This is a genomic window from Bradyrhizobium sp. CW1, assembly GCF_023100665.1.
In the GTDB taxonomy this organism is placed as follows: domain Bacteria; phylum Pseudomonadota; class Alphaproteobacteria; order Rhizobiales; family Xanthobacteraceae; genus Bradyrhizobium; species Bradyrhizobium canariense_D.
In genome coordinates, this window is record NZ_CP064684.1 from 644,205 (window position 1) to 665,237 (window position 21,033).

Below are 21,033 nucleotides of genomic sequence, written 5' to 3' on the forward strand. Positions count from 1 at the left end.
CTTCTGCAATCGTTCAAAAGCCCATGGCCAATCCTCGTCAGGGTTTACGCCATGAAGATCACCACCGTCACTCCCGCCGACATCCGCCGTGCACTGCTGCTCCGCGAGGAGATCGCGTTGCTTGATCTCAGGCACGAGGCTGGTTTCGCGACGGGACATCCGCTGTTCGCCGCCAACATGGCTGCCGATCGGATTGCGATCGAAGCGGACGTCAGGCTGCGGCGCAAGAATGTGCCGATCGTGCTCTATGATGACGGCGAAGGGCTCGTCACCGCGGGTGCCGAGCGGCTGGCCGCGCTCGGCTATACCAACGTCCGCGCGCTCGAGGGCGGACTGAAGGCCTGGCGCGACGCGGGCTATCAAATGTTCGAGGACGTCAACTCCTACTCCAAAGCCTTTGGCGAGCTGGTCGAGTCGCGTAGGCACACGCCCTCGTTCAGTGCCGACGAGGTGGCAAAACTCATCGCGGACAAGGCCAACATTGCCATCCTCGACGTCCGCCGCTTCGACGAATATGCTACCATGAACATTCCGGGCTCGGTCAGCGTGCCCGGCGCGGAGCTGGTGCTGCGGGCAGGACAGGCGGCACCCGATGCCGACACCACCATCATCGTCAATTGCGCCGGCCGCACCCGCTCGATCATCGGCACCCAATCGCTGATCAATGCCGGCGTGCCGAACAAGGTCCGGGCGCTGCGCAACGGCACCATCGGCTGGACGTTGGCGCGGCACACGCTCGACCATGGTGCTAACAGGCGTGGCGCGATCGGGTCGTTCGAGGGCGGCCCGGCCAATGCGCGCGACGTCGCCTATCGCGCCGGTGTCCGCCATATCGGCGCGAGCGAGATGGCTGCGCTTGTCGCGCAGACCGATCGCACGCTCTATCGCTTCGACGTGCGTGACGCCGAGGGATATGCCGCAGGCCATCTCCCGGGCTTTCGCCACTATCCCGGCGGACAGCTCGTCCAGGAAACCGACATGGCCGCACCGGTGCGCGGCGCGCGTATCGTGTTGACCGACGATAAGGGCGTCCGCGCCGACATGACGGCGTCCTGGCTCGCGCAGATGGGCTGGGAGGTCTATGTGTGGGAGGGCGGCTATGACGGCGCGCTCGAAATCGGTCCGCCGCACGTCCTGCCCAAGCCCGACCCCGCCCACCGCTACCGCCGCCCCTATGAAGGCACCGGCGTCGACGAACGCGCGATGCAGGCCTATCTCGACTGGGAATATGGCCTGGTCGAACAATTGCGTCTGGACGGGACGCACGGGTTTTACGTGATCTGACGACCGCTCCGCCATCTTCTCCCCGTATCCGAACCCTATTGTGCTGCGCATCCCCCGCGGTCTATGAGCTGCGGCGAAGCTGTGACCCACGGAGATTTCATGTCAGTCCCAGGCCGAAGCCCTGAGCGGAGCGCGAAGGCGCTGCTGCTCGAAGGCGTCAATGACAGCGCCGTGGACCTGTTCAGAACGGCGGGTTTCACCAATGTCGAGCGCCTGACCAAGGCGCTGGACGGCGAGGATTTGCGGCGGGCGCTCAAGGGCGTGTCGCTGCTCGGCATCCGCTCGCGCACCCAGATCACCGATCAGGTCCTGGAAGCGGCCGACCAGCTTCTCGCCGTCGGCTGCTTCAGCGTCGGCACCAACCAGGTCGATCTGCTGGCGGCGCGCAAGCGCGGCATTCCGGTGTTCAACGCGCCGTTCTCCAACACGCGCAGCGTCGCCGAGCTCGTGATCGGCGAGATCGTGATGCTGCTGCGGCGCATTTTCCCGCGCTCGGTGTCGGCCCATGAGGGCGGCTGGGACAAGTCGGCGACCGGCAGCCGCGAGGTGCGCGGCCGCACCCTCGGCATCATCGGCTACGGCAATATCGGCTCGCAGCTCTCGACCCTGGCCGAGGCGATCGGCATGCGCGTGATCTATTTCGACCGCACCGACAAGCTCCGCCACGGCAACACCGAGCCAGTCGAGAAGCTGGAGGAGCTGCTCGCGCAGAGCGATGTCGTCAGCCTGCACGTGCCGGAGACGCCGGAGACATCAGGGATGATCGGCGAGAAGGAGCTGCGGGCGATGAAGCCCGGCTCCCTTCTGATCAACAACAGCCGCGGCACCGTCGTCGATCTCGATGCACTGGCGGGGGCTCTGCGCGACGGCCATCTCGCGGGTGCCGCCATCGACGTGTTTCCGGTCGAGCCGTCCTCGAATTCGGACCGCTTCAACAGCCCGGTGCAGGGCCTCGGCAATGTCATCCTCACGCCGCATATCGGCGGCTCGACCGAGGAGGCGCAGGAGCGCATCGGCGGCGAGGTGGCGCGCAAGCTGGTCGACTTTTTCATCACCGGATCGACCACGGGCGCGGTGAATTTTCCGGAAGTGCAGCTGCATCTGCGTCCCTCCGGCGCGCGCTTCAGCCACGTCCATCGCAACGTGCCCGGCATGCTGCGCCGGCTCAACGAGGTCTTCCTCCAGCGCGACATCAACATCGCTGCGCAGTATCTGGAGACCTCCGGCGACCTCGGTTACGTCGTGCTCGATGCCGACCTCGGCGGCCAGGATTCAGGCGCGCTGCTCCAGCAGATCCGCGCCCTCGACGGCACCGTCGGCGCGCGGCTGGTGTTTGAGCACTAGCACTGCATTGACGAGCGGCCGCAGGGCGCCTTGAATGCGGCCTGCTGACATAACGAACAGAAACTCAGGGGGAAACGATGGCGCAAATCCATGTGAAGCTGTGCGCATTGCTGGTGGGCGCAGCGGGCGCGCTGGGCGCGAATTCCGCTTCAGCGGTGACGCTGACTGAGGATGCGGACACTGTCTGCAAGGGCCTCGTCGGCGGCGCTGACGCCGTGAAGGTGGATTCGGCGACGTTGCTGGCGCCGTCGCAACTGGCCGTCGCCGAACGCGGCCCGACGCCGTCGGGGCGCGTCACGCCCGCCAATCCCGGCTTCTGCAAGGTGCTCGGCCACATCGATCCCACCGATCCCAAGGCGCCGCCGATCAAGTTTCAGGTCAATTTGCCCGTCGAATGGAACGGCCGTTCGCTGCAATATGGCGGCGGCGGATTCAATGGCGTGCTGATCACGGGCCTGGCGCTGCCGCCGGCCTATCCCTTCGACAAGCCGTCGCCGCTCGCGCGCGGCTTCGTCACCTACGGCACCGATTCCGGTCACGAGTCCAAGCCGGGCGAGCCGCCGCAGCTGTTCGCGCTCAACGACGAAGCCTTCGAGAATTTCGCCCATCGCGCCTACAAGAAGGTGCGCGATGCCGCCGTCGCGCTGATGCAGCGCGCTTACGGCAAGGCGCCGGAGAAAATGTACTTCATGGGGTCGTCCGAAGGCGGCCGCGAAGGCCTCACCATGGCGCAGCGCTACCCTGATGATTTCGACGGCATCTTTGCTCGCGTGCCCGTCATCAACTGGGTCGGCCTGCAGCATGCCGGCACGCGTTCGGGGCTCGTGACCATGGGTGATGGCTGGATCAATCCGGCGCAGGTGAAGCTAGTCGGCGATGCCGTGCGGGCCGCTTGCGACAAGGCCGACGGCTCCGATGACGCGCTGGTGCAAGATCCCGTTTCCTGCAAGGCGGCCTTCAAGGTGGAGACGCTGCGTTGCGCGAGCGGCAAGACGGGCGATCAGTGCCTCACCGACGCACAGATCAAGGCGATCGAGACCTTGCATGCGACCTACAAATTCCCGTTCGCGCTCGCCAATGGCCTCGACGATTATCCGGGCTGGGGCGTGTCGGGCGATGACACGCCGGCGGTCGGCCCGACCGGCGGCTGGGTCGCGTGGTGGCTTGGCACGGCGCCTCCCGCGCAGCCGCCCGCGCCCAATAATGGCATCGCCTGGATCTACGGCGCCGGCGGCATCCAATACGTGTTCGCGCGCGATCCCAAGCTCGACGTGACGACGTATAAGCCCGAAGCGCACAAGGCGCGGCTGCTCGAGGTCTCCAGCCTGATGGATTCCACCGACCCCGACCTCAGCCGCTTCCGCGCTCGCGGCGGCCGGCTGATCATGCTCGAACATATGGCGGACTACGCGCAAAGCCCCTATGCCGGCATCCGCTATTTCGAGAACGTCGAACGCAAGGTCGGCAAAGCCGAGACGGCCGAGTTCGCGCGGCTCTACACCGCGCCAGGGGTCGACCATGTCGGCTCCGGCGCGCCGGCCAATGTCGACATGCTGAGCGTGCTGGTCGACTGGGTCGAAAAGGGCAGGGCGCCCGGCGATCTGGAAGTTACCGAGCAGAAGGTCGAGGCGCCGTCGTTTGCGACGCTTCGCGCGCTGCCGCTGTGCCGCTGGCCGGCCTGGCCGCACTACAAGAGCGGCCCAGTGACGGAGGCGTCGAGCTTCATGTGCGCGCCGTAGCAGGCGCGCCACTTCGGAGCGTCACCCGGTGGCCATTGCCTGCGCGCCGCCGAGCAGCTGCGCGTTAAGCCGGCCGCCGGAGAACAGCATGTCGTCAAGCGCCTCGTCGATATCGGCCGAGATCACGGTGTTGCCGCCGTCCCGCGCGATGCTTCCTTGCGCCAGCCGCCGCATCAGCTCCTTGATGAAGGCGCAACTCGTGCCCTCGCTGCGTCGGGCAGCCTCCGCGATCACGGCCCCCTCGAGCGGCAATCCCCTGCCGTAGAGCCGGACCAGCTTGCCGCGGCCGGTCTCGTCTGGCAGCGGCACTTCGATGGCTTGATCGATGCGGCCGGGGCGACCCGCGAGAGCTCCCTCGAGGTCCTCCGGCCGGTTGGTGGTCAGGACGAACAGGATGTCGGCGTCTTCCTTCAGCCCGTCCATCTCGTTGAGCAGCTTGTTCAGCATGGATTCCTCACACGGCCCCATGTCATCGCGGTCGCGGGCGATGAGATCGACATCCTCGATCACCACCATCGACGGCTGGAGCAACCGTGCCAGGCTCATATAGGCGCCGAGCAGACCGATCTGCTCGGCCGTGATGATCAGCGTCGTATGCCCGGGCAAATGCGTTGCGAGATAACGGATCGTGTGGGTCTTGCCAGTGCCCGGCGGCCCGTACAGCAAGATGCCTTTGCGTGTCGATTGACCCAGCCGGCGCAATTGGTCTCGGGTGTTGACGAAGGTCAGAACGTTGCGATCGAGCAGCCGCAGGGTCTGCTCCGGCAGGATCACCTCGTCGCGCGCGACCTGCGGCAAGCGATGCACCGTGATGCCGCGCGAGCGACCGCGATAGTCGGAATCGGCATCGAGCGACAGGATCTTGCCGCGATAGGTCCGCGCAGCCTGTACGGCTTCTTCCAATTCACTGAAGCATTGCTGGACGAGAGCCGCGCCTGCGGAACCTGAGGGTACCAGGATTTCGATCCGAATTCCGGGCTCGCGACTGTATTCGCGGTGTGCGCAGAGCAAAACCGCATAGCGGAGATGATCCTGCTCACACAGCCACAGCCCGTTATCCAGACACTTGACCGGGCTCTTCTCGCCTACGTCGACGTCGGAATATTGCAGCGGGGCAATCGCGATCGCATAGCGGCCCTCCTTGAGCAGTCGTGGAATCGACAGCGTTTCGTAGCGCTGCTCCTCGTTCAGTCCCACCAGCCGGATGGCCTTGCCGAAGAGCCGGTCGACGGCGGCCTGGAGATCGACCCGCATGTGGCCGGGAAATTGGCGGATCGTGGTCACGAGTTTGCTGCGCGCAGTGCTGGCAAGGTGCCAATCGAGAATGTCGCATGCAAAGTCGAAATTCTCCTCTCGCTCGTTCGAGGGCTCATCCGCCGCACGCATGCATTCGCTGCACAGCCAGACCGTGCGGCTGCCGATACGAACGTCGGTCTGTCCCTCAGGCTTGCCACAGAGTTCGCAAGGACTCTTGACCGCCTCTAGCGTGACCTGCAGTTGGTGGCCGGCCAATTCGATGGATTGTTGCGCAGATTTGAAAAGGGCTTCGGCAACCGATTGCGGGTAAGGTCCGCAAACCGCTTTTTCCTTCTGCTCGATCTGGGTGATCAGCGCGGTCGCTTCACGGTCTGATTTGCCGAAAACCTGCCGAAGCAGATCCATCACGAATTGGTCCGGCGTATCATCGTCATTATGAATTATGAGCTGGGTCGGCTGGTTCTCGCCACGCATACTGTTCATCACGAAAGGCCTCCGGGACAATCTATGATTGAATAGAACGAATAGAGAACATAAAGGGAAGCGGCCGTCAAGCGTGACGGCGGCGGCTAATTGCGATTGGTGGGTGAGGTCCTGGTGCGCCGGGGCGGCCCTGTTCCTCGACGACTGCCGCGGCACATGTCCAGCTGCCGTCCTTTGACAATCTGATCCGCCTCGATTATCTATTTCGCATGCGAAATAAAGACGAGGGCGCGAGACACCATCGGTTGATCTACCTGTTGAGCGTGGCGCAGCGGCGCGTGCAGCGCTGGATGGCGGCGCAGCCTTCGAGCGAGGTCACGCCGGCGCAAGCGGGGCTGCTGTTCATCCTCGGCAAGCAGAACGGCGTCCTGATGGGTGAGGTGGGCGCGGCGCTCGACATGGGGCCGGCCGGCATCTCGGGGCTGGTCGACCGTACGGCGGCGGCTAAACTGGTCGAGCGGCGCGCGGATCACGAGGATGGTCGCGCCTGGCGCGTCTGGCTGACGCCGAAGGGGCGGACGGCACTGGCGCAGGCGAAGGCCAGCGCGGCACGGGTCAACGCGGCGTTGACGGACGGATTCACCAGTGCGGAGATCGATATCGTCGCGCGCTGGCTGACCAGCATTCAGGACAAGTTTCCAAGACAGCTTTCAACAGAGCTTTCTAGAGATCCATAGGAATAGAGGAGAGACCCATGACCGAGCACGTCCGGATCCGGAACGACGGCGGAATTCTCACGCTCACGCTGGCACGCCCCGACAAGAAGAATGCGCTGACGGATGCGATGTACGGCAAGCTCGCCGATGCCATCGAATCAGCCGAGCACGATCCGTCGGTCCGCGTGATCCTGATCCGCGGCGAAGGCGACATGTTTACCGCCGGCAACGATGTCGGCGAGTTCGCGGCGGTCGCGGCGGGCAAGTCGGAAGGAAGCCGCAACGTCGTGCGCTTCATCCAGTCGCTGGCGCGCTGCTCCCGGCCCTTGGTGGCCGCGGTGCAGGGCCGCGCCGTCGGCGTCGGCACCACGATGCTGCTGCATTGCGACCTCGTCGTGCTTGCCGCCAACGCGCAATTGTCGACGCCCTTCGTCAGCCTCGCACTGGTGCCGGAAGCAGCTTCCAGCCTGCTGATGCCGGCGCGCATCGGCTATGCGCGGGCCTACGAGATGTTCGCGCTGGGCGAGACGGTGCCGGCCAAATCCGCGCTGGAATGGGGGCTCGCCAACCGCGTCGTGCCGCTCGACAAGCTCGATGCCGAGGCGCTCGCGCTGGCGCAGCGTCTTGCCCGTCAGCCGGCCGGCGCACTCACCGCCACCAAGAAGCTGATGCGCAACGGCGAGACGCTGGTCGCGCAGATGAATGCCGAAGGCGAGCAGTTCGGGCTGCGCCTGCGCACCGCTGAGGCGCGCGAGGCCTTCACGGCGTTCGCGGAACGCCGCCCGCCGGATTTCACCAAGGTTGCGTGATATCCGGGACTGCGCTGAGGCTCGTCGGGCCGGAAACTCACGCCCATTCGATTAAAACCTTAACGGAACATTGGCATGTCGCGGGCAAGGTGGCGCTCGAAAGAATAGGCCCCCGACCCAGGCCCCCGACACCATGGCAATGTTTAAGAAATCGGTAAGTTCGCTCCTTCTGACCTTGATGGCCCTGCTGGCTGCGGGTGCGCTGGCCTCCACGGCGATCCAGATGGTTGGGGCGTTCGGCCGCTATAGCGACAGCCTCGAGACCGCGCGGCTTGCCGCGGCCGACAAGGCGATCTTCCATGGCGTGCTGGCGCTGCGCAACAATCGCGGCGATGCCCAGAGCGCGATCCTCGGCGAGGATGATCCGCGAGCAAAACTCGAGGCGGCGGAGAAGGCCGAGCAGGGCGGCTATGACGCCATCGGCGCCGCGCTCGCCACCGTCGATTTCGCCCGCCGCGACGAACTCGCTGGCACATTGAAGCAGGGCTGGAGCGCCGCCGCGCCGCAGTTCCAGCTGTTCTACGACGAGGCCAAGCGCCCGCGCGCGGAGCGCAAGATCGAGCGCACCAACTCCTGGTATGATGGCGTCACCAAGGTGATCGAAACGGCCAACCTCGCTTCCACCGCGGTGTCGAACCGCGCCTGGATGGACGACCCCTTCATCGCCCGCATGATCCAGGTCCGGCGCTTCGCCTGGCAGGTGCGCGATCGTTATGGTATCCATTGTTCGTCCCTTCGCTCCAACGTCAACGCCAGCAAGCCGCTCGACGACGCTCAGAAGCGGTCAGTGGCGCAATGGGATGGCACGATCGCCTCCGGTTGGGCGGGCATGGCCGAGTTGCTGGCCGCGCCCGGCGTGGCGGCGGAGCTGGTGACGGCAGCGGCGGACGCGAAGGCCAAGACCGACGGTGCCCTCAAGCAGATCGGCGACCTCACCAAGAATTTCGACGGCAGCGGTAAGCCCGCGATGCCCGCCGCGGAATGGAATACGCTGTGTCAGTCACCCTTTGCGTCCATCGTCGCGGTGGCGAACAAGGCGCTCGACCAGTCGATCGTCCGGGCGGAAACGGTGCAGGCCAAGGCGCTCACCAATCTCGTCGTGCAGTCGCTCGCGTTCCTGCTCGCGCTGGCCGTGACCCTGACCGGCGTGTACGTGGTGCGCAATCGCCTGATGCGCCCGGTGCGCGCCATCCTGGACGCGATCGCCAAGATCAGCGCCCGCGACTACGCGACGCCCGTCCCGCAATCCAGGTATCCCGACGAGTTTGGCACCATGGCGGCCGCACTCGAAAGCCTGCGCGAGAGCGCGGCGACCGCGGAACGCCTGGGCCAGGAGCGCGAATCGCAGCAGGCGCTCCAGCTCGCCCGCTCCGGCACCGTCGATGCGGCCTGCCGCAGTTTCGACGACACCGTGCAAGCCGTCATTCACAGCGTTGCGGCGTCGACCAAGGAGCTCGATGCCACCGCGACTGACGTCCGCTCACTGGTTTCGGAATCGAGCAGCCAGACCGCGGCGGTCTCCTCCTCCGCCGAGCAGGCCACCAACAATCTCGAGACCATCGCAGCGGCGACCGAAGAACTCTCGGCGTCCGTCGGCGAGATCTCCGCGCAGGTGCAGGCCAGCGCCCGCGAGGCCCGCGAAGCCGTGTCGCAGGCAGCGCAGACCAATGCGACGGTCGAAATCCTCGATCAGACCGCTGGCCGCATCGGCGAGGTCGTGAAGATGATCAACGCCATCGCAGGGCAGACCAATCTCCTGGCGTTGAACGCCACCATCGAAGCCGCGCGCGCGGGCGAGGCCGGCCGCGGCTTCGCCGTGGTCGCCGGCGAGGTCAAGAGCCTCGCTTCGCAGACGGCGACGGCGACGGAAGAAATCTCCCGCCAGGTCGCGGAGATCCAGGGCGCGACGGGCCAGGCGGTCGCGGCCATCCGCGCGATCGGCGGCGCGATCAGCGGCATCGACGAAAAGATGACGGCGATCGCGGCAGCGGTCGAACAGCAGCGTGCGGCCACCACCGAGATCTCCCGCAACTTCCAGCAGGCCGCGCAGGGAACCCGCGAGGTCACCGACACCATCGGCAGCGTCGCCAGGCTGAACCAGGAGACCGGCAATGCCGGTTCGGTCCTGTCGGTGTCCGTGACGAAAATGTCCGCCGACGCCGATCGTCTCCGCGTCGCGGTCGAGGGCTTTTTGGGCGCGGTGAGGACCGCATAGCTTCGACAATCTTCCGTCCTTACGTCGCGCGATCGGCATTGCCGCCGATGCGCGCGGCGGGTACATCTGTGGCGCTGTGCGAGCGTCGCGGCAGATGTAAGAGATATCAGGGATGGAGAGTTCGATGCCGGTCACGCCCCACCACAAGGCCCAGCGCCCCTATCGCGGCGTGTTCCCGGTCGCACCCACCATCTTCGACGAGCGCGGCGAACTCGACCTTGAGGGACAGCGTCGCTGCATCGATTTCATGATCGACGCAGGCTCGAACGGTCTGTGCATTCTCGCCAATTTCTCCGAGCAGTTCGTGCTCACGGATGCCGAGCGTGAGACCGTGATGCATGCGGTGCTGGAGCATGTCGCGGGCCGCGTTCCCGTGATCGTCACCACCACGCATTTCAGCTCGGCCGTCTGCGCCGCGCGCAGCCGGCAGGCCGAGGCGGCCGGTGCCGCCATGGTCATGGTGATGCCGCCCTATCACGGCGCCACCTTCCGCGTGCCCGAAAAAGGCGTCGTCGAATTCTTCAAGGTGCTGTCGGGCGCGATCAAGATTCCGATCATGATCCAGGATGCGCCTGTCGCCGGCACCCCCCTGTCGGTTGAGCTACTCGCGCGGCTGGCGCGCGATTTCGCCAACATCCGTTATTTCAAGATCGAGGTGCCGGGCGCGGCTGCAAAGCTGCGCAGCCTGATCGACGCCGGCGGCAGCGATATCGAGGGTCCCTGGGACGGCGAGGAAGCGATCACGCTGCTCGCCGATCTCGATGCCGGCGCCACCGGCGCGATGACCGGCGGCGGCTATCCCGACGGCATCCGCCAGATCGTCGATCCCTATTTCGCCGGCAAGCGTGAAGAGGCCAAAGCCGCCTACGAACGCTGGCTGCCGCTGATCAACTACGAAAACCGCCAATGCGGCCTGATCGCCTGCAAGGCGATGATGCAGGCCGGCGGCGTGATCAAGTCGGACACGGTGCGGCATCCGCTCCAGCCGTTGCACCCGGCGACGCGGGCCGGGCTGCTGGAGTTGGCCAAGGAGCGCGATGCGCTGGCGTTGAGGTGGGGGAAGTAGCGCAACGCTGTCGTCCCGGCGAAGGCCGGGACGACGCTGAGTGTGAGGTGCGCACCCCTGGCCTGATCCCGCCAGCTTCCATCTGGCTGAAGGCGTCGAATTAACGCGGTTCGGGCGGTTTCCCGCAGCCCGGCGATGACATATTGTACGCTCGCCAACCTGGCCCGCGGAGCAACTCAAGACATCGCGCAACAGCTCTTCATTATGCCGCTATTCCGAACCAGGTTGGTGCGAACCAACGAAACAGGGAGGCAGTGCCATGACGATGAGGCCGGATCCCACCTTTCACGCATCGCCCAAGCTTGCGATGGAAGCTCCTGCGGAGAACTTTGCCTACACGTTGCTGCTCAGTCCGGATTTCTCGAAACCGGATGCTCTCGCGGTGATCGACGCCAAGCCGGGATCGCCGACCTACAGCCAGATCGTCCACACCGTGACGATGCCCAACAAGGGCGATGAGTTTCATCACTTCGGCTGGAATGCCTGCTCCTCCGCCTTGTCGCCGCTCACTGGGCATGCCTTCATCGAGCGGCGCTATCTCATCATCCCCGGGCTGCGCTCGTCGCGGATTTACATCATCGATACCAAGCCCGATCCGACCAAAGCCAAAATCCACAAGATCATCGAGCCCGAGGAAGTCTTCAAAAAGACCGGCTATTCGCGGCCGCACACCATCCATTGCGGGCCGGACGGCGTCTATGTGAGCACGCTCGGCGGCGGCGGCAAGGACGGCACCAACGGGCCTCCAGGCGTCTTCATCATGGATTGCGAGACGTTCGAGGTCCTTGGACGATGGGAGATCGACCGCGGTCCGCAGACGCTGCACTATGATTTCTGGTGGAACCTGCCGCGCGACTACATGGTGACGAGCGAATGGGCATTGCCGCCGCAGTTCGAGAACGGGATCGTCCCGGAAGATCTGCTGGCGAACAAATATGGCCATCGTCTCCACTTCTGGGATCTCCGCGCCCGTCGCAACGTGCAGACCATCGACCTCGGCGCCAATCATCAGATGGCGCTGGAGGTACGGCCGGCGCACGATCCGGTTCGCGAATACGGCTTTGTAGGCGTTGTGGTCGACACCACGAATCTCGAAGCCTCGATCTGGACCTGGTGGCGCGAAGGCGGAAAATTCCATGCGGAGAAGACGGCGACGATCCCGCCCGAGCCTGCGCCAAAGGAGAAGCTCCCGCCGCTGCTTCAGGGCTTTGGCGCCGTGCCGCCGCTGGTGACCGACATCGACCTGTCGATGGATGATCGTTTTCTCTATGTCTCGTGCTGGGGCACGGGTGAAATGCGCCAGTACGACGTGAGTGATCCGCGAAAGCCGAAGCTTGCGGGCTCGGTTCACATCGGCGGCATCGCGCGCCGCACCCCCCATCCGAACGGCAAGGCATTTGCGGCCGGTCCGCAGATGGTCGAGATCAGCCGGGACGGCAGGCGGGTGTACTGGACCAATTCGCTCTATTCCACCTGGGATGACCAGTTCTATCCCGATGGCGTTCCGGGTTTGGAAGTCATGGCCAATGTCGGTCGCAATGGTGGCTTCGAGCTCGACAAGAACTACTTCGTGAGCTTCCCCGACGGATATCGTGCGCACCAGATCAGGCTGGAGGGCGGCGATTGTTCGACGGACTCCTTTTGCTACCCGTCGGCCTAGATTGGGCACACGCGAGCCTCGGCTGGCTGTGGCTCGCTCTTGTTGCGAGCGGTCTCTATCACGGGGTCAATCCGGGAATGGGCTGGCCGCTCGCCGTTTCGGCCGGGCTCATGGACAAGAGCCCGCGCGCGCTCTTTCGTGCGTTGTGGGCTCTGGCCGCCGGACATCTCCTGGCAACGCTTCTCGTGCTGCTGCCATTCGCGTTCCTGCTCGTGCTGGCCGAGTGGCAGCGTTCGATCCAGCTCGGCGCGAGCCTTTTCGTCATCGGCTTCGGCGTCTATCGGCTGGTCGAGCGGCGCCATCCGCGCGCGCTGGCACGAATTCCGCCGACGCAATTGGCGCTCTGGTCATTTGCCGTTGCCATTGCTCACGGCGCCGCCTTGATGCTCGTGCCGATCTATCTCGGGCTCTGCCAGGCCTTCGAACTCGATGCCGGCCATGAGGCCGCCGGCGCGCTGATGAAGGCGAGTCTCGGGATGGCGGTTCTGGTGTCTTTGGTGCACGTCGCTGCCATGGTCAGCGCCGGCGGATGTCTGGCGTGGCTGGTCTACCGCCATCTGGGATTGAGGTTCGTCTCGCGAAGCTGGTTCAATCTGGATGTAATCTGGGCCACCAGCCTCATTCTGGTTGGCGTTGTGGCCTTCGGCTTCAATCTCGCGAGCTGGCACTGACACTTACTGGGTCAAAGCCCACTCGCCGATGATGCGGAAGCGAGCCTTGGCGTGGTCCTGTTTGAACAGCGCGACGCGATCGATCGCAAGCGTCTTGAGGCCGAGCGCAGCAAACCTTCCCTGCAGCATTTCCAGAATCGGCCCGCGCCGCTCCACGTCGAGCCGGCCCGTCAACGTCATGTGGAAACGGAATTCCTCCATCACGTAAGGATAGCCCCAGCGGTCGAGATAGTGGCGCTGCCGTTCGCTCAGCTTCTCCGGCTTGCGCCGCGCACGGTCTTCCGCGCTCAGCGGCGCGCGGAAGGAGTCGAAGTCGCGCGCGCAATCGGCGGCGAGCTGCTGGAGTTCGCCGACCGGCTCCCCGGGAATGACGGCGATGAAGCCGCTGATGGAATCGACGACCGGGCGGATCACCGGAATTGCGCGTGCCCTGCCGGCGAATGTCGCGCAGGCCGCAACAAGCTCGACCTCGCGCCTGTCGGACGCCAGCGCCATCGGCGCCTTCAGCGTGGCGTGAAAGCCGTATTTGCGGGGATCGGCGGTGACATCACGCCAGTCCGGCGCGAGACGCGATGCGTCGGCGGGAAACGGCAGCTCGTTGCCGGTATAGGCATCGTAGCCGAGCAACTCCGCGCCGAAGCGGGTGAGCGCGCTGTCGCTGCCTGCGGCAAAATAGATCGCGTAGCGGGGGAAACTCGTCATCGTCCGAGCATAGCGGGTTTATGCCGCGGCGACAGCTTGGCGCGGGGTAGCTGGCATGCCAAGCAACCGCGTCGCCTCGGTGAGATGCACGAGCTTGCCGCCTGATATCACGGCGATCAGCCGCGGCCGCAGCGGCATGCTGTCGTCGACCAGCAGAATGTCCGCGCGCCGGCCTTCCGCGAGCACGCCGCGATCTGCAAGACCGGTCGCGCGCGCGGGCGCGGCGGAGACCAGATTCCAGGCCTCGGTCAGCGGCAGCACGCCATCGGCGGCGAGCCGGAACGCAGCGAGCAGCTGCGCGGGATAGTAGTAGTCCGAGGCCAGAACCGAGCAGAGCCCTTTGGCGATCATGTCGGATGCCCTGGTCCAGCCCGTGTGGCTGCCTCCGCGCACGACGTTCGGCGCGCCGTAGACGATGGCGTCACCGTGGCTTGCTGCCGCCCGCGCTGTCTCCTCGTTGATCGGAAACTCCGCAATCGCCACGCCCATGGCGCGAAAGCCTTCGCGCATCGCCGGCGTCGCATCATCGTGCGAGAGCATCCGCACGTCGGCGGCGCGGGCCGTCGCGGCCAGCCGTGACACGGAAGCCGGCACATCCGCGGCGCGGGACATTATGTGTCCGACCAGCCGGTCGAATTCCTCGCTCGACAGGCCGGTGCGCTCCACCATGCGATTGCGCTTGCGCGGCTTGGCCATGTCCCCAACCGTGCCGTCCATGTGGTCGTTGAAGGCGAACAGGTCGACGCGGCCCTCAGTGAGCCATTGGCTGATCTCGGTTTCGGCGTCGAGATTGTAGGTCTCGTGGCGCAGGTGAAAGCGGGTGTCGGCGGCGAATTGCGGGCGCTGCCGTTCGATCGCCTCCATCAGGCTGCGCGCATTGCCGGCGCTGCGCAGGCCCGGCTCCCACGAACAGGTCGTGGCGTGAAAAACCGTGGTGATGCCGTTGCTGATCGCCTGGCGGTCGCTGTCGGCGAGCGCGACGTCGATCGGGAAATCGACCCCGGCGCGCGGCATCATCTGTCGCTCGAAGGCATCGCCATGCAGATCGACGATGCCCGGCAGGACCAGCAGATCGCGCGCCTTGATCGCCAGCCGCGCCCGGCTGCGCGAGGCATTGATCTCTGCGATGTCCGTTCCGGACACGAGAAGCGACGTTTCGGCGAACTCGGAGCCGATCAGGGCCCGCCCGCCCTCGAGGAATATGTCTGTCACGCGACCGCGCTTCGTTTGCTGGCAGAAGAGGGTGCCCCTGCTTCGTATGCCGTGAGGAAATCCTCAATCCCGAGCTTGCGGAAATTGGGCAGGGCTTCACGCAACTTGTCGTGATCCCAGTCCCACCAAGCGAGCCTCGCAAGCCGCCCCGCAACCTCTTCCGAGAACCGCCGGCGCACGATGCGCGCCGGATTGCCGGCGACGATGGTGTAGGCCGGAACGTCCTTGGTGACGATGGCGCCGGCCGCGATCACCGCGCCGGTGCCGATGTTGCGGCCCGGCAGAACGATCGCGCCATGGCCGATCCAGACGTCATGGCCGATATGGACGTGATGCTGGCGCCGCCAGTCGAAGAATTCCGTGTCGTCGCTCTCGCCTTCGAAATAGGCGCTCGAACGATAGGTGAAGTGCGCCTGCGTGGCGCGTTGCATCGGGTGATTGCCCGGATTGATCCGTGTCATCGCCGCGATCGAGCAGAATTTTCCGATGGTGGTGTAGGTGATCTGGGCGTCGTTCACGACATAGGAGTAATCCCCCATCGTCACCTCGTGCAGCATCGTGCGCGCGCCGACCTCGGTGTAGGCCCCAAGCCTGGCGTCGTGCAGCTTCGCGGAGGGATCGACAGTCGGCTGGACCGAAAGAGCTTTGGCGGCCATGTTGAATCCGAACGAGAGGGCGGGCGTTTCTCTTCGAGCGGCTTGATGACAATGTCATGACGACGCCATGACAGGGGATGAACAGGAGATGAGGTGTGTAGGATCGCCGCACCGCAACGTCCGTGTCACACAAGTGTCAAGCGCCGGCGTTAGCGGTGGGTCCCAGCTACTCTGGAGCCCTGCATGCTGGTGGTTGAAGGTCTGACGTGTCGCTTCGGCGTGAAAGCCGCGGTGGACGACGCCTCGTTTCAAGTCTCTCCCGGCGGCTTCGTCGGCGTGATCGGACGCTCCGGCGCCGGCAAGTCGACCCTGCTGCGCACCATCAACCGTCTCGCGACCCCTGCACAGGGCCGCATCCTGTTCGATGGCCTCGACGTCACGGCGCTGCGCGGCAAGGAGCTGCGGCAGTGGCGGGCGCGCTCGGCGATGATCTTTCAGCAGTTCAATCTGGTGGGCCGGCTCGATGTGCTCACCAACGTCCTGATGGGACGGCTTGCGACGATGCCGGCCTGGCGCTCGCTGTCGCAGACCTGGCCCGAGCAGGACAGGGCGCTGGCGATGTCCGCGCTCGAACAGTTCGACATTGCCCCGCTCGCGGCCCAGCGCGCCGATCAGCTCTCCGGCGGCCAGCAGCAGCGCGTCGCGATTGCCCGCGCGCTGGTGCAGCAGCCCGACATCATCCTCGCCGACGAGCCGATCGCCTCGCTCGATCCGCGCAACACCAAGATCGTCATGGATGCGCTGCTGCGCATCAACAAGCACTTCGGCATCACGGTGCTCTGCAATCTGCATTCGCTCGGCCTGGCGCGCAGCTATTGCGACCGCCTGATTGGCATGGCGCAGGGCCGCGTGGTGTTCGACGGCGCGCCGGCCGAGTTGACCGACCACGTGGCGCGCGAGCTCTACGATCTCGAAGCCGCCGAAGTCATGGGCGGCACGCCTGCACCGGTGCGACAGGGCATTCCGGCGCTTGGAACGGCGGCCGCCGCCTGAGCTGCGCCGCATCAGGACTTACCAATTTTGCGTCAACCGACCTCAACCAATGAAGAGGCTATCATGATTACTCGCAGATTGATTCTCGCCGGCGCCGCCGCGCTCGCGTTGACGACTTCGGCCTCCGCCGAAGACTGGAAAGCCAAATATCCCGAGCTGACCTTCGCGGTCATTCCGGCGGAAAACGCCTCGGGCGTGACCGAGCGCTGGGCGCCGTTCATGAGCTATCTCTCCAGGGAATTGGGCGTGAAAGTCACGCTGCGCATCGCCAACGACTACGCTGCCGTAATCGAAGGCCAGCGTGCCGGCAACATTCACATCGCGAGCTACGGCTCGGCCTCGTTCGCCCGCGCCCGCCTGACCGGCGTCAAGACCGACGCCTTCGCCAACGACATCAACTCCGACGGCTCCACCGGTTATTACTCGGTGTTCTTCGTCAAGGCGAGCAGCGCCTACAAGAGCATCGACCAGCTCAAGGGCAAGAACCTCGGCCTGGTCGACCCGAACTCGACCTCCGGCAACAACGTGCCGCGCTTCGAGCTCGACAAGATGGGCATCGCGGACGCCGACACCTATTTCAGCAAGGTCGTCTTCACCGGAAGCCACGAGAACGCGATCCTGGCGCTGGCGCAGGGCACGGTCGACGTCGCGGCCAACCAGTGGACCAGCGACAACGACTCGACATTAGCGCAGATGCTGACCAAGGGCATGCTGAAGAATGCCGATGGCTCGGCGATGAAGAAGGATGATTTCCGCATCATCCACAAGTCGGCGCCGATCATCAACGGCCCCTATGCCTACAATTCTGACCTGCCGGAAGAGGCCAAGGCCGCCATCGCCAAGGCGTTCTTCGACGCGCCGGCCAAGGACAAGGCTGCGTTCCATCGCCTCCAGGACGGCCAGAAGAAGGGTTTTCATCCCGCGACCACCAAGGATTGGGATGGCACGATCGAGCTGATCAAGTTCGTCGATGCGCTGCGTAAGAAGAAGGCGTCCTGAGTTTCGGGACGATGCCACTGGAGCCGGGTCGATGGACCCGGCTCTTTCTCTTTGATTGACCATTTTCCTGGCCAAGATGACCGTCGCGGTTTCGATCCTCCCCGAGCAACAGCTCGCCGTGCTCAACGCCGCCTATCGCCAGGCGGTGGCGCGCAAGCGGCTCCGAATCCTGTCTGGAGCCGTGATCTTCGCCGCAGCACTGTGTCTGGCCGCGATCGGCGCTGAAGTGAATCTGCGCACGCTGTTCGCCCACTTTGGCAACTTCATCAGCTATTTCGACCGCATCCTCACACTCGACACCGGCCAGCGGGTCTGGACCGATGTCGGCGAGTGGCTGTGGGGCTGGCGCAAATGGCTGAGGATGCTGGGCGAGACTTTGCTGATCTCCTATGTCGGCACGCTGATCGGCGCGACTTTTGCGTTTTGCCTGAACTTCTTTGCGGCTGAAAACACCTCGCCCGCGCCGTGGTTGCGCTTCGTCGTGCGGCGCCTGCTCGAATTCGCCCGCACGGTCCCCGGCATCGTGTTTGCCCTGATCTTCGTGATCGCCTTCGGGCTGGGGCCGATGGCGGGCGTGCTGGCGATCGCGATTCACTCCACCGGCGCGCTTGGAAAGCTGTTCTCGGAGATCGTCGAGAACGCCGACATGAAACCGGTCGAAGGCGTCCGCTCGACCGGCGCGAGCTGGCTGTCCTGCATGCGCTTCGCCATCCTGCCGCAGGTCACGGCGGGCTATGCCAGCTACGCGCTGCTGCGTTTCGAGATCAACGTCCGCGAGGCCTCCGTGATGGGCTTCGTCGGTGCCGGCGGCATCGGCCAGGAGCTCGTCGTCGCCATCCGCAAGTTCTACTACTCGGACGTCAGCGCCATCCTGCTCACCATCATCGTCACGGTTTTCATTATCGACATCAGCACCGGCTGGCTGCGCGGCCGCCTGTTCGGCAAGGAGGCGCGGACGTGACGGGGCCGCAGGACATTGACACATCAGCGCTTCGCGCGCGCTACCCTGATGTGTTCGACCGGCCGGCTTCGGCGCGGCTCCCGATGCCGGCGATGATCGTCGCGGCGCTCGCGGTTCTGATTTATGGCCTCATCGATCTCGACTTCTCGCCGTCGCGGTTGTTCGCGGGGCTCAGCCAGCTCGGTTGGATCAGCCTGATGATGATCCCGCCGGATCCCGGCTCGTCGCTGCCGGTCTATCTGAAGGCGCTGGGCGAGACGCTGTCGATTGCGCTGCTCGGCACGACGCTGGCCGCGGTCTTCGCGCTGCCGGTCAGTCTTCTTGCCGCGCGCAATGTGGTGCCGTCGAGGATTTTGCGGTTTCCGGTGCGGCGCTTCCTGGATTCAATCCGCGGAGTCGACACGCTGATCTGGGCGCTGGTGTGGATCAACGTGGTCGGGCTCGGCCCGTTTGCCGGCGTGCTCGCTATTGCCGTGTCGGATTTCGGCGCGTTTGGAAAACTGTTCTCGGAGGCGATCGAGGGCGCCGACCAGAAGCAGGTCGAGGGCATCCGCGCCTCCGGCGGTAGCGCGCTGCACGAGATTCGCTTCGGCCTGCTGCCGCAGGTCCTGCCCGTGATTGCCGGGCAGGTGCTCTATTTCATCGAGTCGAATACGCGCTCGGCCACCATCATCGGCATCGTCGGCGCCGGCGGCATCGGCCTCCAGCTCGCCGAGCAGATCCGCGTGCTGGAATGGCAGAAGGTGTCGTTCCTGATCCTGATGATCCTGGTCGCAGTCGCCGCGATCGATTTCGTTTCGGGCAAATTGCGTTTTGCGATTATCGGGCGGCGGGCGGTGGCGTAACCTTCTTCCTTCTCCCCTTGTGGGAGAAGGTGGCGCGAAGCGCCGGATGAGGGGTCTGCATCCTCAATTCAGATCAGTGCGCGGAGGCAACCCCTCACCCGTCTCGCCGCTAGCGCGGCGAGCCACCCTCTCCCGCAAGGGGAGAGGGGCAGAGGGCAGCCAGTTCACCCGTTCTCCACCAGAAATTCCACCCGCTCCGCCGCAAAGCGCGAATGCTTGGTGACCAGCGGCTTGCCGTCGAGATCGTGATCGGTGGCGTCGACCACCAGGATCGGCCGTCCCAGCGCCAGATCGAGCCGTGCGGCGTCGGTTGCGTCGACGATACCGGCGGTGATCCGGGTCGCGCCGCGGCGATAGTCCCGGACGCCGTAATGCTCGAGCAATTTCGTCATCGAGCGGGTCGCGGCAAAGACGTCGCCCGCAGCGGGGAATAGCTGTGCCGATAGCCACGTCGTGGAGACACAGATCGGCGTGCGGTCGGCGAGGCGCATCGCCTCGATCCGGACCAGCGGTGCGCCGGTCTTGAGGCCAAGCTCCCGCGCGAGTTCGCGGGTCGCAACGTCAGCGGACGCCTCGATCAGCCGGCCATGCGGTTCGCGGCCGTCCGCGCCGACGATCTCGGAGAAACGGGTCCGCGAGCGCAGTGGATAAGCGAGCTTCTGCGCCTCGACATAGGTTCCGCTGCCGCGTTCTGCCCGCACGATGCCGCGCTCGGCAAGCGCGGCCAGCGCGCGTCGCACGGTGTGGCGGTTGACGCGATAGGTTTCGGCGATCTCCACCTCGCCCGGCAGCTTGTCGCCCGCCGCAAAGCGGCCGTCGGCGATGCCGCGCTCGATGCCGTCGGCAACGAGGCGCCACAACGCGACGCCGGAGGAGGCTGTGTCCTGCATGCTCATGTGGCCGGGAAGCTACTCCAGAAATCACGCCTTTGTCACGAAACAGTCATGGCGCTCCCGTATCAAGTTGTCTAGTATCATAGACAACTTGGATTCGGCAAGTTCTGCAGAGAAGTCGGTGGATGCGGTGACCCAGCACAATAATCAGCAAGCCCAGCGCAAGGCCGCAATGTCCGTGCTGGCGCACGCGGAGGCGGGCGAGATCGCCGCTCGCCTCCACGCTCTCGCTTTGCCGGCGCATCAGGATCTGCGCGCGCCGGAAAACGGCCTCGTCATGCTGCGCGGCCGGGTCGGCGGCGATGGTGCGCCGTTCAACCTCGGTGAAGCCACGGTGTCGCGCGCCGCGGTGCGGCTTGCGAGCGGCGAGGTCGGTTTCGGCTACACGCTCGGCCGCGACGGCGAGAAGGCGCGGCTGATCGCGCTGTGCGATGCCCTGGTGCAGTCCAGCGATTTCGGCGCCGCGGTGGAGCGGGACATTATCGCGCCGTTGCGTGAGCAGCTGATGGTCAGGCGCAAGCAGGTGGCGGCCCAGACCGCCGCGACGAAGGTTGATTTCTACACCATGGTGCGCGGTGAGGGGTGAGA

General features: G+C 65.2%; 19 protein-coding genes. 14 read left to right on the forward strand and 5 right to left on the reverse strand.

Features of this window, described 5'->3' with window-relative positions; genetic code table 11:
• Window positions 1-51 precede the first annotated feature (51 nt).
• The 3 genes from IVB54_RS02975 to IVB54_RS02985 all read left to right on the forward strand — a co-directional run bounded on the left by IVB54_RS02975 (window position 52) and on the right by IVB54_RS02985 (window position 4,367).
• Window positions 52-1,284 carry a rhodanese-like domain-containing protein gene (locus IVB54_RS02975; RefSeq protein WP_247777063.1) on the forward strand — a complete coding sequence of 411 codons (1,233 nt, stop codon included), beginning with the start codon at window positions 52-54 and terminating at the stop codon, window positions 1,282-1,284.
• 99 nt (window positions 1,285-1,383) lie between these two features.
• Window positions 1,384-2,628 (forward strand): phosphoglycerate dehydrogenase, encoded by a 1,245-nt coding sequence (gene serA / locus IVB54_RS02980; RefSeq protein WP_018453061.1) that lies wholly within the window; start codon window positions 1,384-1,386, stop codon window positions 2,626-2,628.
• 77 nt (window positions 2,629-2,705) lie between these two features.
• The gene (locus IVB54_RS02985) at window positions 2,706-4,367 is read left to right on the forward strand and encodes a tannase/feruloyl esterase family alpha/beta hydrolase (protein WP_247777064.1); all 1,662 of its coding nucleotides are present in this window, start codon (window positions 2,706-2,708) and stop codon (window positions 4,365-4,367) included.
• A gap of 21 nt (window positions 4,368-4,388) precedes the next feature.
• Here IVB54_RS02985 and IVB54_RS02990 read toward each other — a convergent pair whose 3' ends face one another.
• On the reverse strand, window positions 4,389-6,107 hold the full coding sequence (locus IVB54_RS02990; protein ID WP_247337563.1) for an ATP-dependent Clp protease adaptor ClpS: 1,719 nt from the start codon (window positions 6,105-6,107) through the stop codon (window positions 4,389-4,391).
• A gap of 209 nt (window positions 6,108-6,316) precedes the next feature.
• Here IVB54_RS02990 and IVB54_RS02995 point away from each other — a divergent pair, with 209 nt between their 5' ends.
• The 6 genes from IVB54_RS02995 (at window position 6,317) to IVB54_RS03020 (ending at window position 13,184) form a co-directional block, all read left to right on the forward strand.
• Complete coding sequence (locus IVB54_RS02995) at window positions 6,317-6,784, forward strand: MarR family winged helix-turn-helix transcriptional regulator (RefSeq protein ID WP_026232451.1); 468 nt, start codon at window positions 6,317-6,319, stop codon at window positions 6,782-6,784.
• 17 nt (window positions 6,785-6,801) lie between these two features.
• Window positions 6,802-7,572, forward strand: coding sequence for an enoyl-CoA hydratase (locus IVB54_RS03000; RefSeq protein WP_018453065.1), 771 nt, complete (start codon window positions 6,802-6,804; stop codon window positions 7,570-7,572).
• Window positions 7,573-7,705: 133 nt separating this feature from the next.
• The gene (locus IVB54_RS03005; protein WP_026232452.1) at window positions 7,706-9,787 is read left to right on the forward strand and encodes a methyl-accepting chemotaxis protein; all 2,082 of its coding nucleotides are present in this window, start codon (window positions 7,706-7,708) and stop codon (window positions 9,785-9,787) included.
• Window positions 9,788-9,911: 124 nt separating this feature from the next.
• Complete coding sequence (locus tag IVB54_RS03010) at window positions 9,912-10,853, forward strand: dihydrodipicolinate synthase family protein (protein ID WP_026232453.1); 942 nt, start codon at window positions 9,912-9,914, stop codon at window positions 10,851-10,853.
• A 259-nt stretch (window positions 10,854-11,112) separates the two neighbouring features.
• Complete coding sequence (locus tag IVB54_RS03015; RefSeq protein WP_018453068.1) at window positions 11,113-12,513, forward strand: selenium-binding protein SBP56-related protein; 1,401 nt, start codon at window positions 11,113-11,115, stop codon at window positions 12,511-12,513.
• Window positions 12,514-12,590: 77 nt separating this feature from the next.
• Window positions 12,591-13,184 (forward strand): hypothetical protein, encoded by a 594-nt coding sequence (locus IVB54_RS03020; RefSeq protein WP_018453069.1) that lies wholly within the window; start codon window positions 12,591-12,593, stop codon window positions 13,182-13,184.
• 3 nt (window positions 13,185-13,187) lie between these two features.
• On the opposite strand, the gene IVB54_RS03025 is transcribed toward IVB54_RS03020, so the two are convergent.
• Genes IVB54_RS03025 through IVB54_RS03035 form a run of 3 tightly spaced genes read right to left on the reverse strand, consistent with a single transcriptional unit; the run spans window position 13,188 to window position 15,754 of the window.
• Window positions 13,188-13,886, reverse strand: coding sequence for a DUF1045 domain-containing protein (locus IVB54_RS03025; protein ID WP_018453070.1), 699 nt, complete (start codon window positions 13,884-13,886; stop codon window positions 13,188-13,190).
• Between the two features lie 18 nt (window positions 13,887-13,904).
• Entirely contained in the window at window positions 13,905-15,098 is a 1,194-nt protein-coding gene (locus IVB54_RS03030) for an alpha-D-ribose 1-methylphosphonate 5-triphosphate diphosphatase (RefSeq protein ID WP_018453071.1), read from the reverse strand.
• Window positions 15,095-15,754, reverse strand: coding sequence for an acetyltransferase (locus tag IVB54_RS03035; RefSeq protein WP_018453072.1), 660 nt, complete (start codon window positions 15,752-15,754; stop codon window positions 15,095-15,097). Before IVB54_RS03035 ends, IVB54_RS03030 begins: the two co-directional genes overlap by 4 nt.
• Before the next feature lie 183 nt (window positions 15,755-15,937).
• Between IVB54_RS03035 and phnC the strand changes: the two genes are divergently transcribed.
• The 4 genes from phnC to phnE (IVB54_RS03055) all read left to right on the forward strand — a co-directional run bounded on the left by phnC (window position 15,938) and on the right by phnE (IVB54_RS03055) (window position 19,552).
• Complete coding sequence (gene phnC, locus IVB54_RS03040; RefSeq protein ID WP_247777065.1) at window positions 15,938-16,747, forward strand: phosphonate ABC transporter ATP-binding protein; 810 nt, start codon at window positions 15,938-15,940, stop codon at window positions 16,745-16,747.
• 63 nt (window positions 16,748-16,810) lie between these two features.
• The gene (gene phnD, locus IVB54_RS03045; RefSeq protein ID WP_026232455.1) at window positions 16,811-17,746 is read left to right on the forward strand and encodes a phosphonate ABC transporter substrate-binding protein; all 936 of its coding nucleotides are present in this window, start codon (window positions 16,811-16,813) and stop codon (window positions 17,744-17,746) included.
• Between the two features lie 76 nt (window positions 17,747-17,822).
• Window positions 17,823-18,707, forward strand: coding sequence for a phosphonate ABC transporter, permease protein PhnE (phnE, locus tag IVB54_RS03050; RefSeq protein ID WP_026232456.1), 885 nt, complete (start codon window positions 17,823-17,825; stop codon window positions 18,705-18,707).
• Entirely contained in the window at window positions 18,704-19,552 is an 849-nt protein-coding gene (phnE, locus tag IVB54_RS03055; RefSeq protein ID WP_026232457.1) for a phosphonate ABC transporter, permease protein PhnE, read from the forward strand. The genes phnE (IVB54_RS03050) and phnE (IVB54_RS03055) overlap by 4 nt, the downstream gene beginning before the upstream one ends.
• 164 nt (window positions 19,553-19,716) lie before the next feature.
• On the opposite strand, the gene phnF is transcribed toward phnE (IVB54_RS03055), so the two are convergent.
• Window positions 19,717-20,448: a phosphonate metabolism transcriptional regulator PhnF gene (phnF, locus tag IVB54_RS03060; RefSeq protein WP_018453077.1), complete on the reverse strand. Its 732-nt coding sequence runs from the start codon at window positions 20,446-20,448 to the stop codon at window positions 19,717-19,719.
• 118 nt (window positions 20,449-20,566) lie between these two features.
• On the opposite strand from phnF, the gene phnG reads away from it, so the two are divergent.
• A complete protein-coding gene (gene phnG / locus IVB54_RS03065; RefSeq protein WP_018453078.1) occupies window positions 20,567-21,031 on the forward strand; it encodes a phosphonate C-P lyase system protein PhnG in 465 nt (154 codons plus the stop codon).
• The last annotated feature ends 2 nt before the right edge of the window (window positions 21,032-21,033 follow it).

Bases quoted from the DNA above. Each gene is read 5' to 3' on its own strand.
- IVB54_RS03015 (WP_018453068.1), top strand. From the start codon at position 11,113: ATGACGATGAGGCCGGATCCCACCTTTCACGCATCGCCCAAGCTTGCG.
- IVB54_RS03035 (WP_018453072.1), bottom strand. From the start codon at position 15,754: ATGGCCGCCAAAGCTCTTTCGGTCCAGCCGACTGTCGATCCCTCCGCG.
- IVB54_RS02985 (WP_247777064.1), top strand. From the start codon at position 2,706: ATGGCGCAAATCCATGTGAAGCTGTGCGCATTGCTGGTGGGCGCAGCG.
- IVB54_RS03005 (WP_026232452.1), top strand. From the start codon at position 7,706: ATGGCAATGTTTAAGAAATCGGTAAGTTCGCTCCTTCTGACCTTGATG.
- IVB54_RS03010 (WP_026232453.1), top strand. From the start codon at position 9,912: ATGCCGGTCACGCCCCACCACAAGGCCCAGCGCCCCTATCGCGGCGTG.
- serA (WP_018453061.1), top strand. From the start codon at position 1,384: ATGTCAGTCCCAGGCCGAAGCCCTGAGCGGAGCGCGAAGGCGCTGCTG.
- IVB54_RS03000 (WP_018453065.1), top strand. From the start codon at position 6,802: ATGACCGAGCACGTCCGGATCCGGAACGACGGCGGAATTCTCACGCTC.
- IVB54_RS02990 (WP_247337563.1), bottom strand. From the start codon at position 6,107: ATGAACAGTATGCGTGGCGAGAACCAGCCGACCCAGCTCATAATTCAT.
- phnC (WP_247777065.1), top strand. From the start codon at position 15,938: ATGCTGGTGGTTGAAGGTCTGACGTGTCGCTTCGGCGTGAAAGCCGCG.
- phnD (WP_026232455.1), top strand. From the start codon at position 16,811: ATGATTACTCGCAGATTGATTCTCGCCGGCGCCGCCGCGCTCGCGTTG.
- IVB54_RS02975 (WP_247777063.1), top strand. From the start codon at position 52: ATGAAGATCACCACCGTCACTCCCGCCGACATCCGCCGTGCACTGCTG.
- phnE (WP_026232456.1), top strand. From the start codon at position 17,823: ATGACCGTCGCGGTTTCGATCCTCCCCGAGCAACAGCTCGCCGTGCTC.
- IVB54_RS02995 (WP_026232451.1), top strand. From the start codon at position 6,317: ATGCGAAATAAAGACGAGGGCGCGAGACACCATCGGTTGATCTACCTG.
- IVB54_RS03025 (WP_018453070.1), bottom strand. From the start codon at position 13,886: ATGACGAGTTTCCCCCGCTACGCGATCTATTTTGCCGCAGGCAGCGAC.
- IVB54_RS03020 (WP_018453069.1), top strand. From the start codon at position 12,591: ATGGGCTGGCCGCTCGCCGTTTCGGCCGGGCTCATGGACAAGAGCCCG.
- phnF (WP_018453077.1), bottom strand. From the start codon at position 20,448: ATGAGCATGCAGGACACAGCCTCCTCCGGCGTCGCGTTGTGGCGCCTC.